General features: G+C 65.7%; 20 protein-coding genes and 1 riboswitch. Of the genes, 7 read left to right on the top strand and 13 right to left on the bottom strand.

The annotated features are described in order from the left end of the window. Positions 1–67: 67 nt before the first annotated feature. Positions 68–1,693, bottom strand: coding sequence for a S41 family peptidase (locus tag SOM61_RS06050; protein ID WP_320473268.1), 1,626 nt, complete (start codon positions 1,691–1,693; stop codon positions 68–70). A gap of 134 nt (positions 1,694–1,827) precedes the next feature. After that, positions 1,828–5,442, bottom strand: coding sequence for an indolepyruvate ferredoxin oxidoreductase family protein (locus tag SOM61_RS06045; protein WP_320473267.1), 3,615 nt, complete (start codon positions 5,440–5,442; stop codon positions 1,828–1,830). A gap of 170 nt (positions 5,443–5,612) precedes the next feature. Here SOM61_RS06045 and SOM61_RS06040 point away from each other — a divergent pair, with 170 nt between their 5' ends. Then, positions 5,613–6,122: an Lrp/AsnC family transcriptional regulator gene (locus SOM61_RS06040; RefSeq protein WP_320473266.1), complete on the top strand. Its 510-nt coding sequence runs from the start codon at positions 5,613–5,615 to the stop codon at positions 6,120–6,122. Positions 6,123–6,161: 39 nt separating this feature from the next. On the opposite strand, the gene SOM61_RS06035 is transcribed toward SOM61_RS06040, so the two are convergent. From SOM61_RS06035 to SOM61_RS06010, 6 genes are all read right to left on the bottom strand, one after another. Continuing rightward, on the bottom strand, positions 6,162–6,812 hold the full coding sequence (locus SOM61_RS06035; protein ID WP_320473265.1) for a GNAT family N-acetyltransferase: 651 nt from the start codon (positions 6,810–6,812) through the stop codon (positions 6,162–6,164). Between the two features lie 33 nt (positions 6,813–6,845). Then, entirely contained in the window at positions 6,846–8,372 is a 1,527-nt protein-coding gene (locus SOM61_RS06030) for a diguanylate cyclase (protein ID WP_320473264.1), read from the bottom strand. Between the two features lie 191 nt (positions 8,373–8,563). Then, entirely contained in the window at positions 8,564–9,667 is a 1,104-nt protein-coding gene (locus tag SOM61_RS06025) for a multifunctional CCA addition/repair protein (protein ID WP_320473263.1), read from the bottom strand. A 2-nt stretch (positions 9,668–9,669) separates the two neighbouring features. Beyond that, positions 9,670–10,389 carry a glutathione S-transferase family protein gene (locus tag SOM61_RS06020; protein WP_320473262.1) on the bottom strand — a complete coding sequence of 240 codons (720 nt, stop codon included), beginning with the start codon at positions 10,387–10,389 and terminating at the stop codon, positions 9,670–9,672. Positions 10,390–10,405: 16 nt separating this feature from the next. Further along, positions 10,406–11,368, bottom strand: a complete 963-nt coding sequence (locus SOM61_RS06015) for a complex I NDUFA9 subunit family protein (protein WP_320473261.1) — start codon at positions 11,366–11,368, stop codon at positions 10,406–10,408. Positions 11,369–11,384: 16 nt separating this feature from the next. Continuing rightward, positions 11,385–13,373, bottom strand: a complete 1,989-nt coding sequence (locus tag SOM61_RS06010; RefSeq protein WP_320473260.1) for a lytic transglycosylase domain-containing protein — start codon at positions 13,371–13,373, stop codon at positions 11,385–11,387. Positions 13,374–13,486: 113 nt separating this feature from the next. On the opposite strand from SOM61_RS06010, the gene SOM61_RS06005 reads away from it, so the two are divergent. Further along, on the top strand, positions 13,487–14,095 hold the full coding sequence (locus SOM61_RS06005) for a 5-formyltetrahydrofolate cyclo-ligase (protein WP_320473259.1): 609 nt from the start codon (positions 13,487–13,489) through the stop codon (positions 14,093–14,095). A gap of 30 nt (positions 14,096–14,125) precedes the next feature. Here SOM61_RS06005 and metF read toward each other — a convergent pair whose 3' ends face one another. From metF to metK, 4 genes are all read right to left on the bottom strand, one after another. Continuing rightward, entirely contained in the window at positions 14,126–14,956 is an 831-nt protein-coding gene (metF, locus tag SOM61_RS06000) for a methylenetetrahydrofolate reductase [NAD(P)H] (protein WP_320473258.1), read from the bottom strand. After that, entirely contained in the window at positions 14,943–15,299 is a 357-nt protein-coding gene (locus SOM61_RS05995) for a phage holin family protein (protein WP_273027587.1), read from the bottom strand. Before SOM61_RS05995 ends, metF begins: the two co-directional genes overlap by 14 nt. Positions 15,300–15,412: 113 nt before the next feature. Beyond that, on the bottom strand, positions 15,413–16,825 hold the full coding sequence (gene ahcY, locus SOM61_RS05990; RefSeq protein ID WP_320473257.1) for an adenosylhomocysteinase: 1,413 nt from the start codon (positions 16,823–16,825) through the stop codon (positions 15,413–15,415). 29 nt (positions 16,826–16,854) lie between these two features. Beyond that, positions 16,855–16,949: riboswitch (S-adenosyl-L-homocysteine riboswitch) on the bottom strand. A 212-nt stretch (positions 16,950–17,161) separates the two neighbouring features. Next, positions 17,162–18,328: a methionine adenosyltransferase gene (gene metK, locus SOM61_RS05985; protein ID WP_320473256.1), complete on the bottom strand. Its 1,167-nt coding sequence runs from the start codon at positions 18,326–18,328 to the stop codon at positions 17,162–17,164. Positions 18,329–18,507: 179 nt separating this feature from the next. On the opposite strand from metK, the gene SOM61_RS05980 reads away from it, so the two are divergent. Genes SOM61_RS05980 through dapF form a run of 3 tightly spaced genes read left to right on the top strand, consistent with a single transcriptional unit; the run spans position 18,508 to position 21,103 of the window. Then, entirely contained in the window at positions 18,508–19,365 is an 858-nt protein-coding gene (locus tag SOM61_RS05980) for a lysophospholipid acyltransferase family protein (protein ID WP_320473425.1), read from the top strand. Next, complete coding sequence (locus SOM61_RS05975) at positions 19,362–20,225, top strand: LpxL/LpxP family acyltransferase (protein ID WP_123068278.1); 864 nt, start codon at positions 19,362–19,364, stop codon at positions 20,223–20,225. The genes SOM61_RS05980 and SOM61_RS05975 overlap by 4 nt, the downstream gene beginning before the upstream one ends. Positions 20,226–20,242: 17 nt before the next feature. Next, complete coding sequence (gene dapF / locus SOM61_RS05970) at positions 20,243–21,103, top strand: diaminopimelate epimerase (RefSeq protein ID WP_320473255.1); 861 nt, start codon at positions 20,243–20,245, stop codon at positions 21,101–21,103. An 84-nt stretch (positions 21,104–21,187) separates the two neighbouring features. Here dapF and SOM61_RS05965 read toward each other — a convergent pair whose 3' ends face one another. Beyond that, positions 21,188–22,876, bottom strand: a complete 1,689-nt coding sequence (locus tag SOM61_RS05965; protein WP_320473254.1) for a tetratricopeptide repeat protein — start codon at positions 22,874–22,876, stop codon at positions 21,188–21,190. A gap of 503 nt (positions 22,877–23,379) precedes the next feature. Here SOM61_RS05965 and SOM61_RS05960 point away from each other — a divergent pair. Both SOM61_RS05960 and SOM61_RS05955 read left to right on the top strand, forming a co-directional pair. After that, positions 23,380–24,429 (top strand): porin, encoded by a 1,050-nt coding sequence (locus tag SOM61_RS05960; RefSeq protein WP_320473253.1) that lies wholly within the window; start codon positions 23,380–23,382, stop codon positions 24,427–24,429. Between the two features lie 175 nt (positions 24,430–24,604). After that, positions 24,605–25,885: a porin gene (locus tag SOM61_RS05955; protein ID WP_320473252.1), complete on the top strand. Its 1,281-nt coding sequence runs from the start codon at positions 24,605–24,607 to the stop codon at positions 25,883–25,885. Positions 25,886–25,982: the final 97 nt, after the last annotated feature.

The raw sequence follows: 25,982 nt of genomic DNA, 5'->3' as shown, positions 1-25,982 counted from the left end.
TCGGCCATGGAAACACAACGGGCGGGCGGCATATGACGCCGCCCGCCCGTCAATACAGGCATGTCGCTCAGCGCGGCGGCGCGCCCGGCGTGGTGTGGATCGAGATCGCCTTGACCTCCGGCCGCACGATCTGCATCGGCACCACGCGCGCCCTGGCCGTGGCTGAGGCAGTGGTCGAGACCGGGCAGGCGCCGCTGGCGCGGTAGGCCAGGGCCGTGGCCAGCAAGCCTTCGTTCTGGTCGCCCACCGGCCGCGACAGGTCGTCGCTCGCCTGGCAGGTGGGCGTGAAGCCGTCGGTGAAGTCGCCGAAGCCCTTGTGGTTCACACCCTCGAACTCGATCGAGAAATAGGTCGTGCCGCAGTTCGGCACCGGCGTGAAGCCGTAGGGCTTGCCGCAAGTGGTGCCGCCGACCTGGATCACTTCGATGTCGGCGCCGCGCAGGCCGTTGATCACCGATTCGCTGGCCGAGCAGGTGCCCTCGGTGCTGAGCACGGTCACGCGCTTCAGGCCCAGGGTCGGCAGCGGCGTGCCGGTGCGCAGCGGATTGTTCGAGGCGAAGCCCCAGGCGGTCGAACGGAACATGATCGGCTGGTAGGCCGGCGTCTTGTCGTTGTAGCGGGACCGCTCGAACACCTTGCCGCTCGTCGACGCGGGGCCGGCGATCATATAGGCCAGCTGGCTGGCGATGTACAGCAGGCCGCCGCCGTTGTAGCGCACGTCGAGCACCAGATCGTTGACGCCGGCCTGCTGGAAGGTCACGAAGGCGTCGTACAGCTGTTTCTCGGACACGGCGTTGAAGTTGTCGAAGGTGAGATAGCCGACCTTGCCGCTGGCGGTCTCGATCACCTTGACGTTCTTCACCGGCGCCAGCACCACCTCGGCTCCGGCCAGCGTCGCATCGAAGGCCACCCCGCCGCGCCGCAGCGTGAACACGTGGGTGGCGCCGGCCGTGGCGGGGAACAGGCCGGCGTTGATCCGGTCGACCGAGGCTTCGTCCTCGGCATTGACGAAGTCGACGCCATCGACCTTGAGCAGCATGTCGCCGCGCAGCAGGCCGGCGGCGGCGGCGGGCGAACCCGGCTCGACCGCCGTGATCAGCCAGGTGCGCGGCGCCAGGCCGTCGGCGTTGCGGCTCCAGGTGATGCCATAGCCCAGGTCGATGCCCTGGGTCTGCATCGCGTCCCACTCGGCGGTCGGATAGGTGAAGTGATAACGGTCCTTCGGCTGGCCGCTGGCGGTCAGGGCCGGCGTCCTGAGCACCTCGAAGTAGTCGAGCGCGCTCTTGAAGTCGGCCATCTTGTAGGTGTTCGGGATTTCGTTGTACCAGAGGTAGTACTGGTTGGCCCAGGCGCGCAGGAATTTCAGTTCGTCGAGCAGGGTGCCCTGCACGTCCGGATACGGCTTGCCGCTCGCATCCAGGCCGGCGCGCGGGGCGGCGCACTTGTTCCAGTAGCTGCCGTAGGCGTCGCCCAGCAGGTTCGGATTCAGGTCTTCCGGTGTCGGCTGGGTGGCGACCGGTGGAGGCGGAACCGGTGTCGGTGTCGGCGCCGGCTCTTGCGCCACCGGCGGCGGCCCGCCCACGTTCGGTGAACCGCCACCGCCGCCGCAACCGGCGAGGACGAGCAGCGCGGCGAGCGTGCTGGAAATCAAACGCAGAGAAGAGGTCTTGCGGAAGGTAGATGGCGTGCTCATGCGTCCGATTATAGACGCCGCCATTCGCTGGGAATACCACCAACTGTCACAGTTGAGGCTAGCCGACAACGACCGATATCAAGCGAACAATGATCGGCCGCGTGGACGGCTCGGCCGTCCACGCACTGCGCCAGTCAAGCCGCCCTTGGCGTCACATCCGGCGCATGAAACGCCGCCACCAGCGCCGCCTCTTTCTCCCTGGCTGCCTTCAGGTGACGTTCCTTGACGTGGCCATAGCCGCGGATGTCTTCCGGAATGCTGGCGATCGCCACCGCCTGCGCCAGCTTGTCCGCCGTCAGCTTCGGCAGCAGCGCCGCCACCGTCTCGCGGTATTGCCCGATCAGGGCGCGCTCCGTCTTGCGCTCGGCCGTGTAGCCGAACACGTCGAAGGCGGTGCCGCGCAAGCCCTTGAACTTCGCCAGCACGCCGAAGGCGCTCATCATCCACGGGCCGTACTCGCGCTTGATGGCGCGGCCTTCCTTGTCGTGCTTGGCCATCAATGGCGGCGCCAGGTGGAACTTGAGCTTGGTGTCGCCTTCGAACATGGCGCCGATCTTGTCGCGGAAGGCCGGATCGGTATGCAGGCGCGCGACCTCGTACTCATCCTTGTAGGCCATCAACTTATAAAAGTAGCGCGCCACGGCTTCGGTCAGGCGCGTGCCCTTGCCGAGCTGTTCTTCCTGCGCGCGCACCTGGTCGACGAAGGCCTTGTACTGGCCGGCATAGGCCGCGTCCTGGTAGGCGGTGAGCAGCTCGATGCGGCGGCTGACGACGTCGTCCAGGGTCTGGATGCGCTTGAACTCGACCACCTTCGATGGCAGGGCGGCACGGCTCACCGCGGCCAAGTCGTGCGCTGCGCTGCGGCCCCAGTTGAAGGCCGCCTTGTTGAAGGCGACCGACACGCCATTGAGCTCGATCGCCTTGAGCAGCGAATTTTCTTGCAGCGGCACATGGCCCTTCTGGAAAGCATAGCCGAGCATGAACATATTGGTGGCGATGGTGTCGCCCATCAGGGCGGTGGCGATCTGGCCGGCGTCGATGAAGTCGACGTTGTCCTTGCCGCAGGCCTGCTGGATGGCGCCGCGCGAACCCTCGGCCGGGAACTGCCAGTCCGGGTTCTTGACGAAGGCCGCGGTGGTGGCGCCGCTGGCGTTGACCGCGGCCCAGGTACGGCCCTCGCCCATGCGGCTCAGGGCGTCGCGGCTGGCGGTGACGATCTGGTCGCAGCCGATCACGAGGTCGGCGCTGCCGGTGCCGACGCGGGTCGAGTGCAGATCGGCCTGACGTTCGGCCAGGCGCACGTGCGACATCACCGGACCGCCCTTCTGTGCCAGGCCGCTCTGGTCGAGCACGATCGCGCCCTTGCCTTCGACGTGGGCCGCCACGGCCAGGATCTGGCCGACGGTCACCACGCCGGTGCCGCCGACGCCGGCGACCAGGATGCCGTAGGGCGTCTCGACCGACGGGATGGCCGGCATCGGCAAGGCGGGTGGCGCCGCTTCGGACGTCGTCGTTTTCTTTGGCTTCTTGAGGCCGCCGCCTTCGACGGTGACGAAGCTCGGGCAGAAGCCCGACACGCACGAGTAATCCTTGTTGCACGAGGACTGGTTGATCTGGCGCTTGCGGCCCAGTTCGGTTTCCAGCGGCTCGACCGACAGGCAGTTCGACTGCACCGAGCAATCGCCGCAGCCTTCGCACACGGCTTCGTTGATCACGACGCGCTTGGCCGGGTCGGGGAACTCGCCTTTCTTGCGACGGCGGCGCTTCTCGGACGCGCACGTCTGGTCATAGATCACGGCCGACACGCCCGGCATCTCGCGCAGCTCGCGCTGCACGTCCATCAGCTCGGAACGGTGACGCACCGTGGTGCCCGGCGCCCAGGCATAGTCGCTCGGGTATTTATCGGGTTCGTCGGTGACGACGATGATCGGCGTGACGCCTTCGGCCGCGATCTGGCGGCTGATCATGCCCGGGTCGAGCGGGCCGTCGACGTTCTGGCCGCCCGTCATCGCGACCGCGTCGTTGTAGAGAATCTTGTAGGTGATGTTGACCTTGGCCGCCACCGCGGCGCGGATCGCCAGGATACCGGAGTGGAAGTACGTCCCATCCCCCAGGTTCACGAACACGTGTTTTTCGTCGGTGAACGGCGACTGGCCGATCCAGGTCGTGCCTTCCGCGCCCATATGCGTGAAGGTCGACGTTTCGCGGTCCATCCACAGCACCATATAGTGGCAGCCGATGCCGGCCATGGCGCGCGAGCCTTCCGGCACCTTGGTCGAGCTGTTGTGCGGGCAGCCCGAGCAGAAATACGGAATGCGGTCGGTCTGCGGATTCGGTTTCGCCGGAATGCTCTTGAGCACCAGCTCCTTCGCTTCCAGGAAGGCGATGCGTTCCCTGACCCGCTCGGCCACCGGATGGCCGGCGCAGTAGTGCGAGATGCGCGAGGCGATGGCGCGCGCGATCTGCGCCGGATTGAGTTCATAGGTCGCCGGCAGCAGCCAGTCGCCGTGGCCCATGCGGTTCTTGTTGCTCCATTCGCCGGTATCGTCGAACTTGCCGACCACGCGCGGACGCTCGCCGTCCGGCAGGTTGTACAGCTCTTCCTTGAGCGCGTATTCCATCACCTGGCGCTTCTCTTCGACCACCAGGATCTCGTCGAGGCCGCGCGCGAACTCGTGCACGCCTTCGGCCTCGAGCGGCCAGGTCATGCCGACCTTGTACAGGCGCAGGCCGATGTCGCGCGCGGCCTGCTCGTCGATGCCGAGGTCGGCCAGCGCCTGGCGCGTGTCGAGGTAGCTCTTGCCGGCGGTGATGATGCCGATCTTCGGCTGCGGGCTGTCCCAGATGATGCGGTTGAGCTTGTTCGCGCGGGCATAGGCCAGCGCGGCATACCACTTGTGGTTGCTCATCCGCACTTCCTGGTCCAGCACGGCGTCCGGCCAGCGGATGTTCAGGCCATCCGGCGGCAGCTGGAAGTCGGTCGGGGTGACGATCTGCACCCGGTCCGGATCGAGGTCGACCACGGCGCCCGATTCGATGATGTCGGTCACGCACTTCATCGACACCCAGAGGCCCGTGTAGCGGCTCATGGCCCAGGCGTGCAGGCCGAAGTCGAGGTATTCCTGGACCGAGGACGGGTACAGCACCGGGATGCCGCAGTGGGTCAGGATGTGGTCGGACTGGTGCGCGGTGGAGGACGACTTGGCCGCGTGGTCGTCGCCGGCCAGCACCAGCACGCCGCCATGCTGCGAGGAGCCGGCGTTGTTGCCGTGCTTGAACACATCGCCGCAGCGGTCCACGCCCGGGCCCTTGCCGTACCACATGGAGAACACGCCGTCGTACTTCGCGTCCTTGTAGAGGTTGGTCTGCTGGGTGCCCCAAACTGCGGTGGCAGCCAGATCTTCGTTCATGCCGGGATGGAACTTGACGTGGTGGGCGTCGAGGTGTTTCTTCGCCTTCATCGCGGTCTGGTCGACGGCGGTGACGGGCGAGCCGCGGTAGCCGGTGATGTAGCCGGCGGTGTTCAGGCCGGCCTTCAGGTCGCGTTCGCGCTGCAGCATCGGCAGGCGGATCAGGGCTTGGGTGCCGGTCATGAAGGCGCGGCCGCGCTCGAGCGTCCATTTGTCGTCGAGCGTGATGTCGTGTTGCGGTTGGTCGGGCTGCGCGGCCTGCGACTGCGTCGGCTGCGATGGCGCGGGCGGGGATGGCTCCAGCGGCGCCAGATGGGCGCGGTCCGTGGGTGCGTTCATGGTGTCTCCAAGATTCTCATGGCGGATACGTCGCGGCGCATTTCCTGCATCTCGCTGACCGTATGTGAGCCAGTATAGTCCTGCCCCCCAAGCATTAAATTCCAAACAATTCCCCCGTCTTCTTGAATTGCGCAATAAAATTGCCATACAAAAGTCTGATTGGGGTGGGTATGTCGAAGATTGAGCTGGATAAAACAGACCGCAAGATTCTGGAGATCTTGCAAAGCGATGGCCGGCTGTCGAACCAGGACGTGGCCGAAAGGGTAAGCCTCTCGCCCTCGCCCTGTCTGCGCCGCATCAAACGCCTGGAAGAAGCGGGCGTCATTCGCCAGTACGTGGCGCTGCTCGACCCGGACAAGATCGGGCTTGGGCTACTGGCGTATGTGAATGTGCGGCTGGAAAAGCACAGCGAGGTGGCCAGCACCACCCGCCAGCCGGGCTTGCCGGCGACGTCGCCGCGCAACGATTTCGCGGTGTCGGTGGGAACCTGGCCCGAGGTCGTGGCCTGCTATGCGATGACCGGCGACATGGATTTCCTGCTGCGCGTGCACGTCGAAGACATGGACCATTTCTCGCGCTTCATGATGGGCACCTTGCTCAAGCATCCGGCGGTGCTGGACGTGAAGTCGAGCTTTGCGCTGCAGCGGATCAAGGAAACGACGGCGATGCCGCTGGTGTGATCGTCATCCCCGCGTAGGCGGGGATCCAAGTTGCCTTTACTATTTCTTAGGCGTGAAAAACTTCATCGCCGCGCGGGTATTGGCCTTGACCGTGTAGTCGATCGCCGCGAACTGCTCTTCCAGCGCCTCGGCCATCACGCTGCCCGGGCTGGGCGGCGGCAGTTCGAGGTGGGCGTCGGCCTCGCCGTACTCGCGCTTGATGCGCATGCCGGCCTTCTTGGCGATATGCATCATGGTCTGGTTCGAGGTCAGGCATTGCATGTAGAGCGTGTCGACGTCGGAATTGCGGCAGTGGGTCGCCGCGCGCTGGAACAGGCGCGTGCCTACGCCCTGGCCGCGCGCCGACTTCGACACCGAGACACCGAACTCGGCCACCTGCTGCTTGGTCGTCGACTTGCGCCCCTCGGCCGAGGCGAAGGCCAGATGGCCCATCCCGACCAGCTGGAAGACATTGTTGACCACGCCGAACACGATGTCGCGCGAGAAATCGATCTTCCCGACGTAGACCGCGATCTGTTCGTCCGGGATCATGCTGCCGAAGCGCAGCAGGCGGTCATCGCTGTCCAGCGCCAGCAGATGGCGCAGCACGCGACGGCGGTCGCGCTCACCCAGTTCCTTGACCAGCACCGGCGGCTGGCCCTTCTTGCCTCTCAGGCCCTGGATCCAGCGGCGTAACGGATTGTCCAGCATTTCGATACCTTCACATACTGCAACATCCTGATTCTAGCTGATCGGGTCGGCATTGGCGGCGCGGTCCGTATTGTCGTGCGTGACACCGTCCAGCGCCAGCCCCAATGGATGGTCCTGGCCCAGCCATTGCGACTCCGGGCTGAGCACGAAACGTCCCTTCCCGGCCTGCTTGGCCGCGTACATGGCCTTGTCGGCGTCCGCCAGCAGCGCTTCCTGCCCACGCGCGGCGCCCGCCTGGCCGCGCGCGCTGGCAATGCCGATGCTGGCCGAGATCGTCACCGCGTGGCCGTCGGCCTCGGTGATCGATTCGATTTCGGCCAGGGCCAGGCGCGCCACCCGCAGCGCGCCGGCCTCCGAGGCCACGTCTTCGAGCAGGATCACGAATTCGTCGCCGCCCAGGCGCGCCAGCGCATCCTCGGCGCGCAGCTTGGCCTGCACCCGGCGCGCGACCATCTGCAGCACCAGGTCGCCAGCCGCGTGGCCCCAGGTATCGTTGACCGCCTTGAAGCCGTCCAGGTCGATGAACATCAGCACCACCACGCTGTCGCGGCGGTCGGCGCGCGCCAGCGCCCGCTCCAGCAGGCGGGTCAGCTGGCGATAGTTGATCAGGCCGGTCAGGCTGTCATGCTGGGCCAGGCGCTCGAGCTGGCGCGATTGCGCTTCGAGTTCGGCGGTGCGCTCGGCCACGCGCTGCTCCAGCGTCTCGTTGGCCGATTGCAGGCGGCGGTTGACGACGCCGATGATGCGGTAGCTGCGGCGCAGCCGCGCGCCGGCATATACCAGCAGCACCATCAGCACCGCGCTGTAGGCGAACAGGTAGCCGCGAAAACGCTGGCGCTCGGCCAGCACGGCGTCGAAGGAACGGTCGAACTCGCGCTCCAGGCGGTCCAGCGCGGTGTCGCTGCCGGCCGCGGCGATCTGGGCCTCGAGCAGGTTTTCCAGCGGGCGTTTTTCCAGGATCACACGGCAGCTGGCGATCACGGCATCCATCTTGTCGTTCACGGCCGGCGAGAACGCGATCTGCTGGGCCGCGACGTCGCCCAGGATTTCGTCGATGCGCGCCGCCAGCGCCGGGCTCGGCGCGATGTTGTAGCGCAGGGTCTCGGTCAGCAGCGCGTTCAGGGTGGTGTCGAGCCGCACCACGATGCGGCCCGGCGCCAGCGCGCCTTCGATGCCCGAAATCTCGGTCTTGAGGTCGGCCACGGCCGGCGGCATGTGCAGCAGCGCCGCCCTCAGCGGCGGATTGTGCCTGGTGAACTGGGCCACCAGTTGCTCCTTGCCCTGCAGCGCCACCTGCAACTGGGCGTAGGCGGCCTGGGCGGCGCTATCGCCGGTGAGCGGCAGGGTGTCGCCCAGGCGCGCCATCAGGTCGTGCATGCGCGGCAGTTGCGAGCTGAGGTCGAGCGGGGTGGCGACGCGCCCGGTATGCGCGCGCAGGATGTTGGCGTCCCATTCGGCGTCGAGCTTCTCGAGCTCGCGCAGGTTGAGCATGACACTGTTGCGGATTTCCGGGTCCACCGCGTCGGTGCGGATATAGAGAAACACCAGCACCGCGCTCATGAATATGACCGCCAGGCTTGCCAGAAGCACACGACGGCGCCGGCACCAACTTGCAACACGCCGTGCCAGCAAGGTGAACATCGATTTTCTCCAACGCAACAATTTACAGTTACTGAAGGATAGCAAAACGATGGACCGCACTGCACGCACGGTGTAACTACATGTAACAGAAAGCCGTAAATACAGGTGATTTAGTTAGCTTGATGCAACACTCGCTGAACGGCCCCGACCCGCGCGGCATGGACGGCCCCCGGAATCTCGGCCTTGCGCTCGGCGTGGCGCGCCGCAACCTCACCCGCGTTGACGGCGCGCGCCGCGTCCAGCGCGCGCGCCAGGTACGGCCCCTGGCGCAGATCTTCAGCCGCGCAGGCGGCCGCCAGCAGCATCTGGGCGAAGCGCTCTGGTTTACGGAAAGCGTCGCTGCGCTCGAACAGGGTGACGATCGCCTCGGCGGACAAGTCCAGGGCGCGCTTGAGCTCGTCCTGCTCGCGCGCCGTCATCACAGCCAGGTCGCGGCACTCGTTGGGCACCTTGAGGCGCTTGCAGACGGCCTGGATCGGCTCGACGGCTGCCAGGGCGCGCATCAGCACGGCGAAGCGGACTTCCAGCGGGTGGTCCAGCGCGGCGGCATGGTCGATCGTGCGCAGCAGGGGCTCGCTCCACAGCACGTCCAGTTCGGGCAGGATGCGCGCCAGCGCGCCGCAGTCGCGCAATACCTCGAGCATGCGCGACGGCCGGCGTTCCATCAGGCCGCGGGCGAGCTCCTGCCAGACACGCTCGGGCACCAGGGCGTCGACCTCGCCCTCGTCGACCATGCGGCGCATCAGGGCATTGGTGTCGTCGGCCACCGTGAAGTCGGGCAGGCGCGCGGCGAAGCGGGCGATGCGCAGGATCCGCACCGGATCCTCGGCGAAGGCATCGGACACGTGGCGGAACAGGCGCGCCTGCAGGTCTTGCCTGCCATTGTGCGGATCGACGATGCTGCCGTCCTCGGCCTGCGCCATGGCGTTGATGGTCAGGTCGCGCCGTACCAGGTCTTGCTCCAGGGTGACGTCGGGGGCGGCGTGGAACACGAAGCCATGGTAGCCCGGCGCGGTCTTGCGCTCGGTGCGCGCCAGCGCGTATTCCTCGTGCGTGTGCGGATGCAGGAAAACCGGGAAATCCTTGCCGACGGCGCGAAAGCCCGCCTTGATCATTTGTTCGGGAGTGGCGCCGACCACCACGTGGTCATGGTCTTTCACGGGCAGGCCCAGCAAGGCGTCGCGCACGGCGCCCCCGACGACATAACTGCGCATCGTCATTCGCCCGGCAAATCGGCGTCGTGGAGCGGGGTCGGGTCGGTCTCGGCCATGGCGTCCTTGACCCAGCGCGCCACCGCCGGGTGGGCCAGCACGCGCTCGCAATAGGCCTGCAATGCCGGGGCCAGCGCCACGCCATAGGTCTTGAAGCGGCACACCACCGGCGCATAGAAGGCGTCGGCGATCGAGAAATCGCCGAACAGGTATTGGTGGTGACCGAAGCGCGACAGGCAGTCTTCCCAGATCTCGCAGATGCGGCCGATGTCGGCCTGGGCGCCGGGCGTGCGTCCGCGGCCGGGCAGGCGCGCCTGGATATTCATCGACATATGGGTGCGCAGCTCACCGAAGCCGGAATGCATCTCGGCCACGATCGAGCGCGCCAGCGCGCGCGCGGCCACGTCCTGCGGCCACATATGTTTATCGGGGAACTGCTCGGCCAGGTATTCGACGATGGCCAGGCTGTCCCAGACCGTCATATCGCCCGACATCAGGACGGGCACCCGGCCCGCGTGCGAATAGCGTGCGATCTGGTTGGCGGTGTCGGGCTGGTCGAGCAGGACTTTCACTTCGGTGAACGGAATGCCGAAGGCGACCGCCGCGACCCAGGGCCGCATCGACCACGAGGAGACGTTCTTGTTGCCGATGATCAGGGTTAAACCGGGGTTACGGGTCGCGTCGAGCGTGCGTGCAAGAATGGGGTCGCGTTCGATGGTCTGCATGGTTGTCGTTGGTCTTTCAGCGTCCGGCGTGGGTGCGGTGGGAGCGGTCGTGCCGGTTGAGGTAGTGCGGCGCGGCCGACTCGATCGACGTGAGCTTGATCCCCAGCGACTCGGCTGTCAAGGCGTGGGTGTCGGCAGCGACGACATTATCGACCAGCATCGAATCGAGGTTGTCGCGGCTGACGAGGGGATCGCCCGGCAACAGTTCGAACAGCCGCGCCTGCAGGCGCGCCGCCCAGTCGGGCAAGCCCAGCACCGGGCGCTCGCGGCCGGCGAAGCGGCCGGCCAGCCGCACCAGCTCGCCCAGGGTGTACACCGCCGGGCCGCCCAGCTCGATCGTGGCGTCGCGCAGGTCTGGCCGGGCCAGGGCGATGGAAAAGGCGGCGACGACGTCGCCCACGTGCACCGGCTGGAAGCGCGCGTGGCTGGCCGCGAGCGGCACCAGCGGCAGGTGGCGCTGCAGGCGCGCGAACATGGTCAAAAAATGGTCGCCGGGACCGAACACCACCGAGGGACGCAAGACGGTGGCCGCGACCGTCGGCTGGCTGCGCGCGGCCAGTTCGCCGTCGGCCTTGGAGCGGCCATACATCGAAGGACTGGAAGCGCTGGCCCCGAGCGCACTCATGTGCAGGTAGCGCGGCACGCCGATGTCGGCGCAAGCGGCGGCGATGCGGCGCGGCAGCTCCACGTGCAGGTGGCGGAAGCCCTCGCCATAGGGCTGGCCGTGGCCGCCGTGCAGCACGCCGACCAGGTTGATCACGGCGTCGCGCCCGGCCAGCAGCCTGCGCAAGACGGCGTCGTCGTGGATATTGGCCACGTCGACGTCGACACCCGGCAGCATGGTCAGTTGCTTCGCGCTTTCGTAGTGGCGCGCCAGGACCAGCACGCCCACGCCGTCGTCGGACAGCCGCGCGGCCAGGTGCTGGCCGATGAAGCCGGTGCCACCGATCAGCACCACGTTCAGTGGCCGCGCGCTCATGCCTGTGCTCCTCTATTCAGTCCAGGACCGAGCCGCTGCTCTGGCGCGGGCTGATCGTGCCCAGGCGCGCCTTGAGGGATTGCGGCTTGCCCTCGAAGATCGACGCATAGTTGGTGGCATTGGCCATGACGTTGCGCACATAGCCGCGCGTCTCGGTGAAGGGGATGCTCTCGACGAAGATCGCGCCTTCCATCGGCGCGTCGAGCCGGCCGCGCCAGGTGCGCGAGCGCCCCGGGCCGGCGTTGTAGGCGGCCGTGGCCAGCACCTGCGAGCCTTCGAAGTTCTCGAGCACCATATTCATGTAGTTGGCGCCGAGCGTGATATTCGTATGCAGGTCGTTTAGCATGGTGTGCACAAAATTATCCAGGCCAATCTTGGCCGCCACCCACTTGCCGGTGGCGGGCATCACCTGCATCAGGCCCGAGGCGCCGACGCCGGAACGGGCGTCGCGGATGAAGCGCGACTCTTGCCGGATGAGGCCATACACCCAGGCTTTATCCAGGCTCAGGCCCTGGGCGGTGGGCTTGAGGACCTCGAGATGGGGCGCCGGGAAGCGCTGGTCGTAGCTCTGTTCGGTGCGCGTGCGCAGCGAGGTCTCGACCATGCGGTCGAGGTGCTCGTTGCGGCGCGCCAGCTCGGCGGCGGCCAGCAGCTGACGTTCAGACAGCCCGCGCAAGCCCCAGTTCCATTCGCGGTTGCCCTCCGCGCGCAGGCTCAAACGGTAGAACTTCAGGGCCCGCTGCAGGCTCGGATTATTGGTCGCCTGCGACAGTTCCGGCGCCGTGATCGGCGCGACCGGCGGCGGCGCGACGACCTGGTTGCCCAGTTCTTCATACGCCAGCTGGGTATAGAAGGTGGTCTGAGCGGCGATACCCTGCCACAGCGCGCGCGCCTCTTGCGTGCGGCCCTCGGCCTGCATGGCGCGGCCCAGCCAGTAGATCCAGGTCGAATCGGCGCGCAGGTTCGGCGGCATCGCCTCGATGGTGGCGCGCACTTCCTTCCAGTCGCCGCGGCGCAGCGCCATGCGCGTCTTCCACTGCATCTGGAATTCGGTGAGCGTCGCGCCCTTGGCGCGGTCCCAGTAGCCGTGCGCCTCGGGCGCCAGCGCGATCGAGGCTGCCAGCGCCACGCTGGCCCAGCCGATGGCGCGCTCTTCGCTGGACAGTTGCGGCCCGTTCTTTTCCAGGCTCGCAACGGCGATCCTGAGCGTGGTGCGCGCCATGCGGCCGACCGCCACCAGGTACAGTTCGCGTTCGGCGCGGGTCTTGCCGACGCCGCGCGCCAGCGCCACCGCCGGCAGGTCGACCGCCTGGGCGGCGCGCGTTTCGGGCAGGCCCAGCAGCACGGCGACGCGCCGCGCGGGCCCGGTGGTATTGTCCAGGCCGGCAATGCGCAACTGCCACAGCAAGTCGGCCTGGGTGAACTGGCCGTTGCCCGCCAGTTGCGCGATCAGGCCGCTGCAGGCGTCGCCATAGCCGGCCGGCGTTTTCAACAGTGCGCGCGCTTCGTCGGCCACCCGCTCGCCGCGTTCGGCGCGCGACAGCAAAGCGTAGCAGCGGACCTGCAGGCTGCCGGACTGGGCCAGCGTACCGGCTTCGCGCTCGAAGGTATTCCATTCACGCCGCTTGCCCAGTTCCATCAGCCACTCGGCGCGCAGCTGCTCGGCGACGGCCGTGCCTTCGTGACGGCGCAGCACCTGCACCACCTCATCCTGGATGGCATCGCGCAAACGGGGTTTCAGACGATAATAGTCGACATAGGATGCCAGCGAGTAATTTGACGGCAGGCGCGAGGCGATCGCATTGACGCGCGCGCCGTCGTTCTGGCGCGCCGCTTCGCGCAGCAGCAGGAAGTTGTCGTCATCGGCGCGGTTGTCGGCCACCAGGGTCGGCCCGCCGGCAGCGGGAACGCCCACCGTGCCCGCGCCCGGAACGGACGGCGCACCGGCCGGTATGGGCGGCAGCGCCACGTCGGGCGCGGGTGCATCGGGGTCTTCCTGGGCCATCACACCTGCAGGCAATGCGCAGGACAGAACAAGGGCAATAGCGGCCGGCCACAAGCCGGCTGACAATTTCGATTGATACATCCACAACTCTCACATTACGCTGCATTGAAACCATGACCGGCGACCCAAGAATACCACGCGCCACTGGGGCACTACCAGACTCGGCAGCGAGCAAACTTGCCCAGCAACAGGCCAAGGCACTGCTACGCAACACCCTCAAGGCGCTGCGGCGCGCGATCGATCCTGCCACCAGGCATGCCTGGGACGACCGTATCGGCGCGCGGGTGATTGCCTGGTGCCGGGCGCATCCCCACGAAACGCTGGGCGTGTACTGGCCGCTGGCCGGCGAACCGGACTTGCGTCCAGCCTACGCGGAATTGGCACAGGCAGGCGTACGGCTGGCATTGCCGGTGGTGGTCGAGCGCGATGCGCCGCTGGGATTTGCCGAGTGGATACCGGGGGAACCGACGGTAACGGACCGGCTGGGGGTGGCGGTGCCAAGCGAGCTGCGGATGATCGAACGGCCACCGGCTTTACTGGTGCCCTGCCTTGGATTCAATGCCCAGGGATATCGCGTGGGGTATGGGGGTGGGTTTTATGACCGGACCCTGGCGCCGGCGCCAAGGCCGTGTACGGTGGGAATTGCGTACGCGTGCCAGCAGGTGGATTTCGCGGGCGACGCCCACGACATACCCCTGGATAGTGTGATTACCGAGGAATGACGGCCGGGCCTGGGCCCGGCCGTCATTGGATCAGGCCCGCAGGCGCTGCCAGATCGCCGTGGTCGGCGCCGCCTGGTTCATGCTGTAGAAATGCAGTCCCGGCGCGCCGCCTTCCAGCAGGCGTTCGCACAGCCCCGTCACGACGTCCAGCCCGAAGGCCTTGATCGAGGCGCTGTCGTCGCCGAAGCTGGCCAGCTTGAGTCGCACCCAGCGCGGGATCTCGGCGCCGCACATATCCGAGAAACGCATCAGCTGCATATAGTTCGTGATCGGCATGATGCCGGCCACGACCGGCACATCGACACCCAGCTTGCGCACATTGTCGACGAACTGGAAGTACGCATCGGCATTGTAGAAATACTGGGTGATGGCGGCATTCGCCCCGGCCTGCACCTTGCGCGCGAAGGCTTGCAGGTCGTCCTGCGGCGAACGCGCCTGCGGGTGCATCTCGGGATAGGCCGCGACCTCGATGTGGAACCAGTCGCCGGTTTCCTGGCGAATGAATTCCACCAGCTCGCTGGCATAGCGCAACTCGCCCGCGCCGCCGTAGCCGCTCGGAAGGTCGCCGCGCAAGGCCACTACCCGCTTGATGCCGCTGTCCTGGTATTGCTTGAGGACGTCGCGGATCGACTCGCGGGTGGCGCCGATGCACGACAGGTGGGGCGCGGCCTCGTGGCCGGCGGCCTGGATCTCGCGCACCGTCGCCAGCGTGCCTTGCTGGGTGCTGCCGCCGGCGCCAAAGGTCACCGAAAAATACTTGGGGTTCAGCTCGGCCAGCTTGGCGCGCGCGATCCGCAGTTTCTCAGCGCCTTCAGGCGTCTTGGGCGGGAAGAACTCGATACTGAAATCAGGAGTTTCCATCTTTGTCGGAAAGAAGCAAGGTTGAAAGCGCCCACGAAATGATGCTGTACAGGATGGCTGCCAGGAAGGCCGACCAGAAACCCGCCACCTCGAACCCGCCGACCACATTCGACACCAGCCAGAACAGCAAGGCATTGATAACCAGGATAAACAGGCCCATCGAGACCAGGGTGACCGGCAGGGTCAGGAGCACCAGCACCGGACGGATCAGGGTATTGACCAGCCCGAGCACCAGCGCCGCGATCAGGGCGGTGCCGATACTGGAAACTTCGACGGAGTGCATCAGGTAAGGAAGGGCCATCAGGGCCGCGGCATTGATCAGCCAGGTAATCAGCAAGCGCATCGGTACAGACTTTCGTGGTGCGCGTACGCCGCCTTACGATGAATGCGACGCACGGTGTTTAGATAAGCGAAACGTCCCGAAGGACGTTTCACATGACTATAAACCGCTACCGATCAATAACGGTAGTGTTCCGGCTTGTATGGGCCTTCCTGGCTCACCGAGATGTAGTTCGCCTGCTCGTCGGTCAGCGTGGTCAGCTGGGCGTTGAGCTTCTTGAGCTGCAGGCGCGCCACTTTTTCGTCCAGCTTCTTCGGCAGCGTGTACACGCCCACCGGATACTGCGCGGTGTTCATGAACAGCTCGATCTGGGCGATGGTCTGGTTCGCAAACGACGAGCTCATCACGTACGACGGGTGGCCGGTGCCGCAACCCAGGTTCACCAGGCGGCCTTCGGCCAGCAGGATAATGCGATGGCCATCAGGGAAGATGACGTGGTCGACTTGCGGCTTGATGTTGTCCCACTCATATTTCTTGAGCGCGGCGACTTCGATTTCGTTGTCGAAGTGGCCGATATTGCAGACGATCGCCTGGTCCTTCATCTTGAGCATGTGCTGCTCGGTGATGACGTGGTAGTTGCCGGTGCAGGTGACGAAGATGTCGCCGTGTTCGGCGGCGTAGTCCATGGTCACGACGCGGTAGCCTTCCATCGCCGCCTGCAGCGCGCAGATCGGATCGATCTCGGTGACCCACACCTGCGCCGACAGCGCGCGCATGGCCTGGGCCGAACCTTTACCGACGTCGCCGTAGCCGGCGATGACGGCGACCTTGCCCGCGACCATCACGTCGGTGGCGCGCTTGATGCCGTCGACCAGCGATTCGCGGCAGCCGTACAGGTTGTCGAACTTCGACTTGGTGACCGAGTCGTTGACGTTGATCGCCGGGAAGGCCAGCTTGCCTTCCTGGTGCATCTGGTACAGGCGGTGCACGCCGGTGGTGGTTTCTTCGGTCACGCCCTTGATTTCAGGCAGGCGCTTCGAGTACCACGACGGATCACGCGCCAGGCGGCCCTTGATCGCGTTGAACAGGCAGATTTCTTCTTCCGAGCCTGGCTTGTCCAGAACCGAGATGTCTTTCTCGGCGCGCACGCCCAGGTGCAACAGCAGGGTTGCATCGCCGCCGTCGTCCAGGATCATGTTGGCGTGGTTGTCGCCCGGCCATTCGAAGATGCGGTGGGTGTATTCCCAGTACTCGTCCAAGGTCTCGCCCTTGATGGCGAACACGGGCGTGCCGACCGAGGCGATGGCCGCGGCAGCGTGGTCTTGCGTCGAGTAGATATTGCACGATGCCCAGCGCACGGTGGCGCCCAGGGCTTCCAGGGTGCGGATCAGGACCGCGGTCTGGATGGTCATGTGCAGCGAACCGGCGATGCGCGCGCCCTTGAGCGGCTGGGTCGCGGCGTATTCTTCCTGGATCGACATCAGGCCCGGCATCTCGGTTTCAGCGATGCGGATTTCCTTCTCGCCCCAGGCAGCCAGGGAGATGTCGGCAACGATATAGTCTTGGGAATCTTTGAGTACGGCGTTCATCACGCCCTCCTTTCAATGTTTAGAAAAAAGTAACGTGAGCGCAGTTGCTGGACATCCGAGCCTGGCAATAACGTGTTTCCCGCCTATGCGGGAACAAGCTCATGTCGCAACGCTCCTCGGAACGGGGTAGTTTAGCACGCTTGACCGGTCGTGGATACCTCGCTGGCGTGCAAATGACTTGGGTTCCCGCCTTCGCGGGAACGACGTGCTTGCTGTGTGTCCGAAGTCGATTTATCGATGTCCGTACACTTCAAACAACGTCGTTCCCGCGAAGGCGGGAACCCAAGTACACGCCGCAGACCAGACGTCCCCGTCAGCCCACGGCGCACATGCAAATTACGCCAAACCCGCAGCAGCGCGCAGCTCAGCCGCCTTGTCGGTACGCTCCCAGCTGAATTCCGGCTCTTCGCGGCCGAAGTGGCCGTAGGCCGCGGTCTTGCAATAGATTGGGCGCAGCAGGTCGAGCATCTGGACGATGCCTTTCGGGCGCAGGTCGAAGTGCTCGTTGACCAGGGCCGCGATCTTGTCGTCCGGGATCACGCCGGTGCCTTCGGTGTACACGGTGATGTTGATCGGACGCGCCACGCCGATGGCGTAGCTGACCTGCACCTGGCACTGGCGCGCCAGGCCGGCGGCGACGATGTTCTTGGCGACGTAGCGCGCGGCGTAGGCGGCCGAGCGGTCGACCTTCGACGGGTCTTTACCGGAGAACGCACCGCCGCCGTGCGGGGCTGCGCCGCCGTAGGTGTCGACGATGATCTTGCGGCCGGTCAGGCCGCAATCGCCCTGAGGACCGCCGATGACGAAGCGGCCGGTCGGGTTGACCAGGAAGCGCGTTTCGTTCAGCCACTCGCGCGGCAGGGTGGTCTTGATGATTTCTTCGATGACGGCTTCTTCGATCTGCGAATGGGTGACGTCAGGGTGATGCTGGGTCGACAGCACGACGGTGTCGACCGCGACCGGACGGCCGTCGACGTAGCGCAGGGTGACTTGCGACTTTGCATCCGGACGCAGCCATGGCAGGCGGCCATCCTTGCGCAGCTGCGACTGGCGCTCGACCAGGCGGTGCGCGTAATAGATGGCGGCTGGCATCAGCTCTGGCGTTTCGTCGCAGGCATAGCCGAACATCAGGCCCTGGTCGCCCGCGCCCTGGTCGAGATCGATGCCGGCGCCTTCGTCCACACCCTGCGCGATATCCGGCGACTGCTTGTCGTAGCAGACCATGACGGCGCAACCCTTGTAGTCGATGCCGAAATCGGTGTTGTCGTAGCCGATGCGCTTGATGGTGTTGCGCGCCACCTGGATGTAGTCGACGTTGGCGTGGGTGGTGATCTCGCCTGCCAGCACCACCAGGCCGGTGTTGCACAGGGTTTCGGCGGCGACGCGCGCGGTAGGATCTTGCTCGAGGATGGCGTCGAGGATGGCGTCGGAAATCTGGTCAGCGACCTTGTCCGGGTGGCCTTCGGAAACGGATTCGGAAGTGAAGAGGTAATCGTTCGACATGTAGGCTCCAGTTACTGATTCATAGAATTGCCGCAGCAACTATTGCCTGCGACGCTTTAGCGAAATTTATATTCCGCTTCGCAAGTTGTCTGTTAACTCGGCGGATCCAGCATAAAGTGGTATTTTACGCTTCCTAAGAATTTTGGTGTGGAAACGCATACCGCGCTCGACACCCATCAATCGACATGTTAGTAGTAATTTTCCGAATATTATCTGTTTTCCCCTTGCCAATGCTGCACGCCTTGGGCGCTGCGATGGGCTGGCTGGTCTATTGGCTGTCGCCGTCGTACAAGCGCCGCCTGCGCGCCAACCTGGCCCAGGCCGGCTATGACGCACACTGGAAACAGGCCGTGTCCGAAGCCGGCAAGGCCGCGATCGAGCTCGCCTTCGTATGGTGCGCCAGGCCGGAGCGGGTTGCCAGGCATGCCACGGTGGAAAACTGGGAACTGGTCCAGGAAAAACTCGACGCGGGCCGCGGCATTGTGTTCCTCACGCCACACCTGGGCTGCTTCGAAATGACGGCGCAGCAGATCGCGCTCAAGACGGCGTTGACAGTCATGTATCGCCCGCCGCGCAAGGACGCGCTGCGGCCGCTGGTCGAAGGCGCGCGTGCGCGCCACAACCTGCACCTGGCGCCGGCCAACCTGTCCGGCGTGCGCATCCTGGCCAAGACCCTCAAGGGCGGCCAGCCGATCGGCTTGCTGCCAGATCAGGTGCCGCAAGAAGGCGAAGGCGTGTGGGCGCCCTTCTTCGGCCGCAACGCCTATACGATGACCCTGCCGGCCAAGCTGGCCCAGCTGGGCAAGGCCGACATCCTGCTGGTGTACGCCGAGCGGCGCCCGGGCGGCGCCGGCTACATCGTGCGCTTCGTGCCCTTCGACGGCGACCTCAGCGGCAGCGCCACCGACCAGGCGGCGGCGATCAACCGCGCCATGGAGCAGCTGATCGCGCGCGCGCCGAGCCAGTATTTCTGGAGCTATAACCGCTACAAGCAGCCGGACGGCGTGGCCGGTCCGGACAGCGAGGTTGGGGCATGAGGATTCTGCTTGGCTTCATGTGGCTGCTGCATTTCTTGCCGCTACCCATCCTGGGTCGCTTCGGTGAAGCGATCGGCAGCCTGATGTTCATGATCATGGGCAAGCGCCGCAAGATCACGCTGACCAATCTGCGCCTGACCATGCCTGAACTGAGCGACGGCGAACGGCGCGATATCGCGAAACGGCATTTCCGCGCCTACGCGCGCAGCATCTTCGAGCGCTCGATCCTGTGGTGGGCGCCCGAGGAACGGGTGCGCAGCCTGATCAAGGTCGAGCCGGCGGTGCCGCAGGCCGCGATGGAAGACGGCCCCACGATTCTGCTGTGCCCGCACTTCGTGTGCCTGGACGTGGCCGGCGTCGCCTCGCGCGTGATCCCGGTGTGCAGCATGTACGTGCCACAAAAGAACGAGGCCTTCGACCGCCTGCTGCGCCATGGCCGCGAACGCTATGGCCCGGTGCGCCTGGTGACGCGCAAGGAAGGCATCAAGCCCATCCTGCGCGCGCTGCGCGACGGCCTGCCCTACTTCATGCTGCCGGACATGGATTTCGGCGAGAAGGATGCCGAATTCGTGCCCTTCTTCGGCGTGCAGGCCGCAACCCTGACCGCACTGGGACGCATCGCCGCGACCACCGGCGCCAAGGTGATCCCGGTGATCGCGACCTATCTGCCGAACTACCAGGGCTGGCGCGTGCGTTTCTATCCTGCGTGGGAAAATTACCCGGGCGACGATATGGTCGAAGCGACCCGCCGCATGAACGCCTTCATCGAAGAGCGCGTGCGTGAGGCACCCGAGCAGTATTTCTGGACCCATAAACGCTTCAAGACCCGTCCGCCGGGTGAACCTTCGCTGTACGATTGAACAGGATCGAACTGAGCATGAAACTGAAATTCACCAAGATGCATGGCGCGGGCAACGACTTCGTCGTGATCGACGCCATCAACCAGCAGATCGACGTCGACGGCATGACTGCGGACCAGTGGCAGCGCCTGGCCGACCGCCGCTTCGGCATCGGCGCCGACCAGATCCTGGTCGTCGAGCGCCCGAACGAGGAAGGCGTGGACTTCCGCTACCGCATCTTCAACAACGATGGCAGCGAAGTCGAGCAGTGCGGCAACGGCTCGCGCGCCTTCGTGCGCTTCGTGGTGGAGAAGGGTTTGACGCAGGAACGCAGCATCCGCGTGCGGACCATGTCGGGCATCATCAACCCGCGCCTGGAAGACGACGGCAGCGTGACGGTGGACATGGGCGCCCCGCGCCTGGAGCCGGCCGAGGTGCCGTTCGACAGCGCCGGACTGGATGGCAAGCCCGAGGGCGAAGAAACCCTGTGGCCACTGCCGGTCGGCGGAGAGGCCACGCAGATTTCCGTCGTCTCGATGGGCAATCCGCATGCGGTGCAGGTGGTGCACAACGTCGACACGGCGCTGGTGGAACAGACCGGCCCGCTGATCGAACACCATGAGCGCTTCCCCAAACGCGTCAACGCCGGCTATATGCAGGTGGTCGACCGTGGTCACATCCGCCTGCGCGTCCACGAACGCGGCGCCGGCGAAACGCTGGCCTGCGGCACCGGCGCCTGCGCGGCGGTGGTGGCCGGCATCCGGCGCGGCCTGCTCGATTCGCCGGTGCGCGTCTCGGCCCGTGGCGGCGAACTCAGCATCGCCTGGGCGGGAGCGGGCCAGCCGGTCTACCTCAGCGGACCGGCGGTATCGGTGTTCGAGGGCGAAGTCGAGATCTGACGCCGTTGGGGCGCCTTCCGGGCGCCGCCATCGCATGACCGGGCGCCGCTGGCGCCCTTTCTATTTGCCGGGTATGCGCCGGCTTCAGGCCGCCAGTTCGATGTCGGCGCCGCCGTCGGCGTCGTTGCCCGGGATCGCCACATTGAGCAAGGTGCGCAGCCGGTACAGGCGCTGCCGATAATTTCCTTCCGGCCCAGCCGGGCCGCAATCTACTTGTTCGAACAGGCGCACGATGCGGTCCAGAGCCTCGCGCTCTTGCGCCGATTCCACCATCACCAGCCGCCGCTTGCTGCGTCCGTAGCTGGCGCGGATGTCGATGACGAGGCAATGGCCCTGGTCGGCGGCGCCAACGTCCAGCAGCAGCGCCTCGGCGCGCGACAGGTCGAACAGCGCCGCCAGCTCGATGCGCGCGGCCAGCAGCGGATGCGCAGCCAGTGCATCGGTGTGGCTGGCCAGCAATCGCCCGGTCTCGGTGTACGGCGTGGCCGTGGCGCGCGGCGCGATCTTGCGCAGCAGCTCGACGGCCTCCGGCGAGCCCTGGGCCGCCGCCTGCTGCAGCCAGTACACGGCGCGCACGTCATTGTTCTCGTTCTCGCGGCGCGCGCGCCAGGCATTGTGCCCGCATTCGAGCTGGGCATCGCGATACCCCATCTCGGCGGCCCGCTCCAGGTAGCGCTGGGCATCGGCCACGTTACGCTGCGAAAACTCGGGCTTGATATAGATGCGCGACAGCGCATACCAGGCCTCGGCCAGGCCCTGCTCCCCGGCCAGGTTCAGCCAGCGAATCGCTTTCTTGAAGTTGGCCACTTGCGCGTGGGCGACATGCACATCCGCGACCGGGCCGTTGGCCGTCCCGCCGCCATTTGTACAACGCCTGCCATCGACCCGCATGCGCGCGCAGCGCAAACCCAACGCCAGCTGTGCGTGGGGGTCATGCTCGGCCGCGGCAAGCTCCCAGAACACAGCGGGTTCGCCCGGTTGGCAACACGCCGCCGCCGCGCCGGCATCCAGGGCCTGCAGGCCGCTGACGCCATCGAGCGCCGGGTCGAGCAGGCGCGCGCAACGCGACAGCAGGGTGATCTCGTCGGGGGCGAAACGACGCATTTCCCCCTGCTCGCCACGCTCGCCGATCAACGCGCGCGCCTGCGGCAATGCGTGCGCGAGGTAGTCGTCCCGGCGGCGCGCCGTCCATGCCTCGTCGAGCGCGGCGTACTGCGCCGCGCCGGCGCCTTGCGGACGCCGCGCCCGTTCATGGCCCGACTGGCCGGCCGGCGGGCGCTCTGCGGCCCTGGACGCGGGCGCCGGCTGGGCCGCGCCGCTCGACGGCGCCGCCCGCGTACCGGGCTGGGCCGCGGGCGGCCTGCCCTGGCGCTGCGACAGCAACCATTGCGCGTGCGGGAAGCCGGCGCGCGCCGCGTCCTCGAGCGCCTGCACGGCCTTCGGATGCTGCTGAGATGGCGTTGCCGGATCGAGCACCAGCTGGGCAAACACCAGGCCCGCATGCAGGCTGCCGTCGTCATAGGCGCGCTCATACCACTGGGCGACGGCGGTGGCGTTATGCTGGGCAAGCTCAAGAGGAATATGGTTACCGATCAACTGCCACGCAGGTGGACAGTCTTGTCGAGCCGCACGCTCGAGCCAATGCAGCGCCGTCGGCAGGCTCTGCGGGAGTCCGGCGCTGCCGAACAAATACAGCTTGCCCAGCTCGAGCTGGGCCGCCACCTGCCCGGCGCGGGCGTTGCGAATGATCGCCAATTCTTCGCGGTTAGCCATTGTTGGAATACATAAAAGAGTGAGTCGGCAACACGCAGCGGCGACGGCATTACGACTGCCCGGCCCATGGGGCAGGCCAGCCTGGCGAGCTTGCCAATATACAAGGTATTGACAGGGCCCGTCGCTGCTCATGCAAATTTGGCCAAAGTCTAAGCTGCTGCCGCCGGCGATTCGATTCGATTCCGGGGTGAGTTGACGGGGCGCAAAGCTGGTTCAAGCGGATGAAACCGGCCACCGTGGCCGCACGACATCGAAACATGCTCGCGGTCGCTTATGGAAGAACGCCACAGTCCATTTCTCGGATGCAAAAAAGAAAGCTTTGTGTCATGCATATGGAATACGTTTCAAAAATACAACAGCACGATTGGATTTATTAGCGATCTACCAAGCGCGCCACTGATAATTGACCAAATAGCCAGCCCTGAAGTTTGAAACAATCAAGGTGACCCGAGCGCCCTCTACGCTCCGCATGCGCGCACCTCGATCCTGGGAACACGCCGACAATGAAGAAATCTCTCCTGGCCGTCGCACTGCTTGGCGCTTGTGCCGGCGCGGCCCATGCGCAGACGTCGGTGCAGGTCTACGGCAACGTCGATGCCGGCATCGTCAAGCGCAGTGGCGAGAACGTCAGCATCGGCAAGCGCGCCGCCAACACGCTTGGCATCCGCGGCACCGAAGACCTGGGCAATGGTTTCAAAGCCCTGTTCCACCTTGAAATGCGTTACGAGCCGGATACCGGCAGCAGCGAGATCGGTCTCGGCGGCAATCAGCGCCAGCTGTTCCAGGGCCAGAGCCGGGTCGGCCTGCAGGGCGACTTCGGCATGCTGCGCATCGGCCGCGGCCTGACCCCTTTCCATGAAACCATCGGAAACTTCGAACCCTTCCATGCGATCCCGACCGCAGGCGGCTTCTATACCGACCTGAGCGTCGCCGGCTACAGCTCGCAGCCGCTCGACCCGGTCGGCGCCTCGGGCAACCGCTGGTCGAACGCCATCTGGTACAACTCGCCGGTGGTCAATGGCTTCCAGCTCAACACCGCGATCGCGACCAAGGAAAACAATGGCGGCGTCGCCGTGATCGGCCGCGGCAGCGCCGGCGCGCCGCAGTATCCGGCCGGCGCCGAAGCCTCGGCCAATCCGTTCTCGGTCTCGGCCACCTACAACAACGGCCCCGCCGCCCTGATGGCGGCCTATGAGCGCAATGCGATCGAATCGAAGGTCTGGTCGGTCGGCGCCGCGGTCCAGGCGACCCCGGAACTCAAGCTCATGGGCACCTTCACCAGGCTGGACGACGACCATACCCGCGTCTTCAACAACGATACCTCCTCGTGGGTGCTGGGCGCCAACTATGCACTTGGGCCTGGTAAGTTCTTGGCGGGCTATGGCCAGAAAGACACCGACGGGCTGGAGAAGGTCAGGCAGCTGTCGCTGGGCTATGAATACAGCCTGTCGAAGCGCACCTATCTTTACATCGACGCCTCGCGCAAGAAGGGTCTGCCCACCAGTCCGGGCACCGTCAACCAGTACGACATCGGCATCAACCATTCGTTCTAGGTCTTCTTGCGCAAGCAGGAGCCGCGCGTCTTCATCGCGATCCATGTAGTGTTTTCACAACGCCTGATCCTCCACGGCGCATCCGCGAACGAGCGTTCTGTACAGTGCGCCATGGCAATGGCATATTGGTAGAGCGAGCTCAAGCATCGCGACAAGAAAATAATATGGAGACACGATGAAGAAAAGCCTGATCGCCGCCCTGCTCGGCACTACGTTTGCATGCTCCGCCCTGGCCCAGACCAGCGTCCAGATCTATGGCATCGCCGATGCCGGCGTGATGTGGCAAAAAGGGGGACCGACCAAGGTCTATAGTGGCGGCGCCGACGGCTCGCGCCTCGGCATCCGGGGTAGCGAAGACTTGGGCAATGGCTACAAGGCCATCTTCAATGTCGAAGCCCGTGTCGAACTCGATAACGGTTCGCAGCAACCGGCCCTGATGAACGACAATCCGGGCGTCTACCTGCTGCGCGGCATGAACCAGATTCCGCAAGCCATCCGCGACCGCCTGCAGGCGGCCATCCAGCCGCCGGGCGCCCCGGCCGTCAACCAGGAAAAAGCCCTGTTCGACCGCACGTCGATGGTCGGCCTGATCACCCCGATCGGCGCCGTGATGCTGGGCCGCATGTACACCCCGGGCTACGAGGTGTTCAATATGGCCGACGCCTTCGAATCGGGCACCGCCGGCACCTGGGGCCACATCACCGGCGGCACCGCCGGCTTCACCGCGCTGGGCGCCGACATCCGCTCGCAGGAAGCGATCCAGTACCGCATCGCCCTGCCGAACGGCCTGGGCGGCTCCGTCATGTATGGCGCGCGCAATTCCGGCTACCTGGGCCGCTACAAGAAATTCCGCGCCGGCGCCATCACCTATAAGGCCAATGGCTTCGACGTCGGCGTGGGCTACAACCACGGCTACGATATGGAGAACCGTCCGAGCCTGCGCACCCTGACGGTCGGCGGTTCCTACACCCTGGGCGAGAGCTGGAAATTCTTCGCCGGCTTCCACAGCCAGCGCAACCAGAACTCGGCGCTGCTGCCCGATTACCTGGGCGGCTGGAACCAGGCCGTGCTGCCGGCGCTGATCGCGCAAGGCGTGCCCGAGGGCACCCGGAATGCCCTGCTCGGCATTTTCCAGACCAATATCAAGGCCAACACCCAGCAGGACGCAAACAGCTACCAGGTCGGCGCCCACTACAAGATCGGCAACGGCCGCATCGTGGCCTCGTACGCGCACCAGAACGACCGCACGGCATCGAACAGTGACGCCAACCTGTATGCGGTGGGCTACAACTACTTCCTGTCCAAGCGCACCGACCTGTACACCGCGCTGGCCTTCATCAAGAACGACAACGAGGCGCAGTATTCGCCGGGCACCTCGGGCAATCCGGGTGGCTTCACCGAAGCACCGGGCGCCGACGGCCGTGCCCTGCAGCTGGGTGTCCGTCACCGCTTCTGACCGTTTGCCGCTCCCCCGGAAAGACGCCTGCGGGCGTCTTTTTTTGTCATCCGTTAAAACTTCGGCGCCCTGCCCGCGTCGGGTAAAATGGTCCGAT

This window comes from Massilia sp. CFBP9012 (assembly GCF_034045115.1).
Lineage (GTDB): Bacteria > Pseudomonadota > Gammaproteobacteria > Burkholderiales > Burkholderiaceae_D > Telluria.
The sequence above is the reverse complement of the archived record's forward strand: the minus strand, read 5'-3'. Positions and strand labels throughout refer to the sequence as shown.

Bases quoted from the DNA above. Each gene is read 5' to 3' on its own strand.
- SOM61_RS06050 (WP_320473268.1), bottom strand. From the start codon at position 1,693: ATGAGCACGCCATCTACCTTCCGCAAGACCTCTTCTCTGCGTTTGATT.
- SOM61_RS06045 (WP_320473267.1), bottom strand. From the start codon at position 5,442: ATGAACGCACCCACGGACCGCGCCCATCTGGCGCCGCTGGAGCCATCC.
- SOM61_RS06040 (WP_320473266.1), top strand. From the start codon at position 5,613: ATGTCGAAGATTGAGCTGGATAAAACAGACCGCAAGATTCTGGAGATC.
- SOM61_RS06035 (WP_320473265.1), bottom strand. From the start codon at position 6,812: ATGCTGGACAATCCGTTACGCCGCTGGATCCAGGGCCTGAGAGGCAAG.
- SOM61_RS06030 (WP_320473264.1), bottom strand. From the start codon at position 8,372: ATGAGCGCGGTGCTGGTGTTTCTCTATATCCGCACCGACGCGGTGGAC.
- SOM61_RS06025 (WP_320473263.1), bottom strand. From the start codon at position 9,667: ATGCGCAGTTATGTCGTCGGGGGCGCCGTGCGCGACGCCTTGCTGGGC.
- SOM61_RS06020 (WP_320473262.1), bottom strand. From the start codon at position 10,389: ATGCAGACCATCGAACGCGACCCCATTCTTGCACGCACGCTCGACGCG.
- SOM61_RS06015 (WP_320473261.1), bottom strand. From the start codon at position 11,368: ATGAGCGCGCGGCCACTGAACGTGGTGCTGATCGGTGGCACCGGCTTC.
- SOM61_RS06010 (WP_320473260.1), bottom strand. From the start codon at position 13,373: ATGGCCCAGGAAGACCCCGATGCACCCGCGCCCGACGTGGCGCTGCCG.
- SOM61_RS06005 (WP_320473259.1), top strand. From the start codon at position 13,487: ATGACCGGCGACCCAAGAATACCACGCGCCACTGGGGCACTACCAGAC.
- metF (WP_320473258.1), bottom strand. From the start codon at position 14,956: ATGGAAACTCCTGATTTCAGTATCGAGTTCTTCCCGCCCAAGACGCCT.
- SOM61_RS05995 (WP_273027587.1), bottom strand. From the start codon at position 15,299: ATGCGCTTGCTGATTACCTGGCTGATCAATGCCGCGGCCCTGATGGCC.
- ahcY (WP_320473257.1), bottom strand. From the start codon at position 16,825: ATGAACGCCGTACTCAAAGATTCCCAAGACTATATCGTTGCCGACATC.
- metK (WP_320473256.1), bottom strand. From the start codon at position 18,328: ATGTCGAACGATTACCTCTTCACTTCCGAATCCGTTTCCGAAGGCCAC.
- SOM61_RS05975 (WP_123068278.1), top strand. From the start codon at position 19,362: ATGAGGATTCTGCTTGGCTTCATGTGGCTGCTGCATTTCTTGCCGCTA.
- dapF (WP_320473255.1), top strand. From the start codon at position 20,243: ATGAAACTGAAATTCACCAAGATGCATGGCGCGGGCAACGACTTCGTC.
- SOM61_RS05965 (WP_320473254.1), bottom strand. From the start codon at position 22,876: ATGGCTAACCGCGAAGAATTGGCGATCATTCGCAACGCCCGCGCCGGG.
- SOM61_RS05960 (WP_320473253.1), top strand. From the start codon at position 23,380: ATGAAGAAATCTCTCCTGGCCGTCGCACTGCTTGGCGCTTGTGCCGGC.
- SOM61_RS05955 (WP_320473252.1), top strand. From the start codon at position 24,605: ATGAAGAAAAGCCTGATCGCCGCCCTGCTCGGCACTACGTTTGCATGC.